General features: G+C 39.8%; 1 protein-coding gene and 2 pseudogenes. All 3 read left to right on the forward strand.

Annotated features, from left to right (window positions below; all coding sequences use genetic code 11):
* Window positions 1–1,996 precede the first annotated feature (1,996 nt).
* Window positions 1,997–2,335: pseudogene (locus tag ACTBDU_RS16080) on the forward strand (MFS transporter); the annotation flags it as partial.
* A gap of 205 nt (window positions 2,336–2,540) precedes the next feature.
* Window positions 2,541–2,993, forward strand: coding sequence for a GAF domain-containing protein (locus ACTBDU_RS16085; protein ID WP_438807173.1), 453 nt, complete (start codon window positions 2,541–2,543; stop codon window positions 2,991–2,993).
* A gap of 101 nt (window positions 2,994–3,094) precedes the next feature.
* Window positions 3,095–3,370 (forward strand): annotated as a pseudogene (proQ, locus tag ACTBDU_RS16090) (RNA chaperone ProQ); the annotation flags it as partial.
* Window positions 3,371–4,084: the final 714 nt, after the last annotated feature.

A 4,084-nucleotide genomic window follows, 5' to 3' on the forward strand; every position in this document is an offset into this window, starting at 1 on the left:
TCCAACCCGCACCACCAAGATCGATCGACCCAGACGTTTCTTTTCTACAATATTTAGACTTCGGTTCAATCACAATCAGTTCCCACATCACTTATTTAATATAAGATTGCGGAACACTGTTGCGATTATGACAGTGTCAGTACAGCCGACAAAGACCACGTTATACTGACATGTACGGTCTCTTTGGTGGGCAGAAACAAACTTTTCGACACCCTTATTATGAAATAAGTCCCCCGCACCAACCAACATAGTACAAATATTAAGATTCAATGATCTTGATGTGCTTGACGCTTATTACTACATTGTAATCAGCAATGACATTGAAATATAAGAACACCACTTACACCAAACTATGCCTGTAATACCATGTGGGATTTTTGGCGTTATTTTCGGGTGCACGGGTAAAGATGTATGGATGGCTAGCTAATGCCGACGAGCAAAGTAAAACAAATTCATTTAAATTAATAAATTAATTTATTAAAGTAATTATTGACTTCGGAGAGAATAACATTTCTATTTGGTGATCACTCTCTTTTCTCTTTTTCTCACTAATTCTTTCTTTATGTTACATTCTTCTCCTAGAACTTTCTTGATTGATTGATTTGTTATTAAAGGTGTATTCCTAATGCGCCCAAAAAAGTATTCACCCCGTTCTGTGCCTTTAGAACACCAATGATTCCTAGTTCCCCAAGAAACTGTACCACCAGGGTTGTCTCCAATGTTTGAAGTTCTCCTACATTTACGTTGTAAGTCCCAAAACACCTCCTCCTCCGTGTGTGAGTGCCTCCACAGTTAGGTTGTAATTGTATTGATGTTTCCTCTGCTTCTTTGCACGTACTGTCATTGATTATGATGCACATTCAGCCTGAAGTGTCCTGTCAGAAATCCTGTCAGTATTCGTAATTTTGTCCTGCTTCTTTTGATGAATTCTGTTATTTTTTTTCCTTCCGAATTTGGTTGATTCTTCTTAGACTGTTTATCCCCGGTGAGCATATTCTATTTTTTCCCCATATTTATTTTGTTTTTTGTGTGAGGTATTTGATAATAGTATGTATGCCACAAAATGGTTTAGGATTTATAGGCGGTGTGACTGCTCTTTTTCTTGGTCCGTTTGCTATCTCATTCCCCTCTACTCCTACGTGTCCTGGGACTCGGTAGACTTTGTTTTATATTCCTAGCTTATTCAGCTTACTTTTGCAATCTTGCATAATCATTGACCTGCTGTTGTTAGGCTTAATGCTTCGATTGCTGTTTGGCTACCTGACATTATCGTTATATTCTTGTTTTTGTATCCTTTGTTCAATTTGAACTGGGTGCACCATTGAAATAATTTGGGCTTGGAAGATACTGGTGTCTTTTCCAATGAATTCAGAGTATTTGGTTTTTGGTCCAAATACCCTTACTGCTGTACCTTCTGCGTTCTAGAGCCATCAGTGTACCAGCTTTCTTCCCTCTTTTTCTACCTATCTATGTATTAATCAATCTATTTAAACTTCACTTCGTTAATCTTCATTTAGTATCATTCATAGTATAATCGCAATTTTTAATTTTTTTTTCTGGAACGCATTAAAATTTTTTGTATTACTTGGTTATTTCCAAGGTAGAAAGAAACAATGAAATCGTACTGTAAGCAAAAGTTGTAAATTCACTGAAGCTGTAAGACCGTAGTCATGAAGAAAAGGTGACTTACACTTAAGCCCAAAAATGATAGTCTTACAAGTTGTAGGTTATTAAATAAAACGCCAAGCCCAAGAGTGGTTGATGTTAAATATTCTATCATTTCTTTCAAGATTGTCAGTTAGATTTCTTAACAATTCTACTAATCCTATGTAATACTTTCACCTACATTTTTCAACTTGAAATTAAATTATTAAAAATTTGTATTCTTTTATTTTCTAAATAGTTATTAATTTATTACATTATTACATCCAGCAATATTTTTTATATTAATGCTTGGCTCTCTCTAGCAATTCATTTTCCTAATTTCGCACTAATTGTGGTGTTGGTGATGATCGTAGCGCCCTTACTGGCGCCGATCATCGGTGGCGGCCTGCTGGTTTTGTTAAGCTGGCATGCCATATTCTGGACCATCGGCCTGGCGGCGCTGGTCGCGACCGGACTGGTACTGATGTTTATTCGCGAAACGCTGCCGCGCGAGCAGCGACAAAAGTTTCGTCTTAGCACCACCATCGGCATAAAACATCGCATTCCGGACAGCGTTGATATTGGTCGGACGGAAAGGCATCATGAATCGCGGTTATTTTCATCGCGCGGCGTTTACGCCTCCCTCACACCTCATTTTTTCATTCTCCATGCCGCCGTTGTCGGGTTATAATTACCGCTCGGCGAACTGCCTGCCTGGCCGGGCCAACATACCCGCGCGCGAACACTTTGTGAAGTCATAACGGATTAATCTTGTGGCTTTGGGCATTTATTGCTTATTTTATAGAGTCTGGTGTGCCGTCTGCTAACACAAAGATTAGCTCATTTAATGGTTTATTATGAAAAAATAACAATTTTACGCCGAATTATCGCAGGATATGTCGGCACTCCTGGATGGCGAAACGCATTTTATCGCCGCGCTGGCCAATGCCAGGGCTTTGCTTTATGAGCGCCTGAAAGGGGTGAACTGGGCCGGTTTTTATTTACTCGACGGTGATATACTTGTACTCGGGCCTTTTCAGGGCAAGGTCGCCTGCGTGTGCATCCCGCTGAGCAAAGGAGTTTGCGGCAGTGCAGCGGCGGAAAACCGAATTCAGCGTATTAACGATGTACATGTCTTTCCGGGACATATAGCCTGCGACGCCGCCAGTAATGCGGAAATCGTATTGCCTATTACGCTGGACGGTCGTGTGGCGGGAGTATTGGATATCGATAGCACGATTTATCAACGCTTCGATCAGGACGATGAAGGGGGACTGAAGGCAGTGGCGGATTACCTCTGCCGGCAGTTGGGAACCACCGATATGCGCAAATTTATCACTAATACTTGATAATGATATCCGGATAACGTGGCATTTGGCGATGGCGTCATTATAATGACGCCTGTTCATGCCTGCACTGGTTGGCAAGCTCGTTGTAATCAGGAAAATTCATGGAAAATCAACCTAAGTTGAACAGCAACAAAGAAGTGATTGCCTTTCTGGCGGAGCGATTCCCGCTCTGTTTCACGGCAGAAGGCGAAGCCAGGCCGCTTAAGATCGGCATTTTTCAGGACCTTGTTGAATGGGTTCAGGGCGAAGAAAATATCAGCAAGACGCAATTGCGCTCCGCGTTGCGTCTTTATACCTCAAGCTGGCGTTACCTCTACGGGATAAAGCTTGGCGCGCAGCGCGTCGATCTCGACGGTCATCCCTGCGGCGAACTGGAAGCGTGGAAGACCTAGCGAAACTCGCGCCGCCGGCCGCGCAGCGGAAAATCGCTATCTTTCCCTTCATTAATTTGAAGTTAAGATCTAAATTATTGGATATTTGTAACATTTATATACAATTTCTGACTCAAGAATACTAAAAAGGAGTTAAGCTTCGTGCGGTCGTGAAGGTTTAGCCAATGATTCGCGCCGTATTTTTAAATCGTAATGTTAAATGGTTAAACTCTCTTTAACTCTGTCTGTCTGTCTGTCTGTCACTCTCTCTCTCTCTCTCCCTCCCTCTCTCTCTCTCTCTCTCTCTCTCTCTCTCTCTCTCTCTCTCTCTCTCACTCACTCTATTTAAAAATGATGATTCAATTAAAAATCAGATATAAACAACTAAAAATATTCATTAATATTTTTAATCATAAATTTTTATTGTTAATAAAATAAAATTAAAATTAAAATTTTGAGTTGTTTTCTCTATGTAGATAGTCAGAAAAAAACATTCCTAATGCCCTTTCATCTTTGCATATCCAAATAATTTATTAAACCTATCTATCTATATATATATTTTTTTTTCATAGATTTTCAGTATACATAACTCTTTTTCTGGTAGTAGTACTTATAAATCCCTGATACTGCAACGAATAAATCGATACTTTAACTTATAAAAAAGGAAGTTATAAAAAATGTTGAAAAATTTGGATTAACAAAACGTTATAGTATGTATAT

This window comes from Sodalis sp. (in: enterobacteria), from assembly GCF_051710625.1.
Taxonomy (GTDB): domain Bacteria; phylum Pseudomonadota; class Gammaproteobacteria; order Enterobacterales; family Enterobacteriaceae; genus JBPESN01.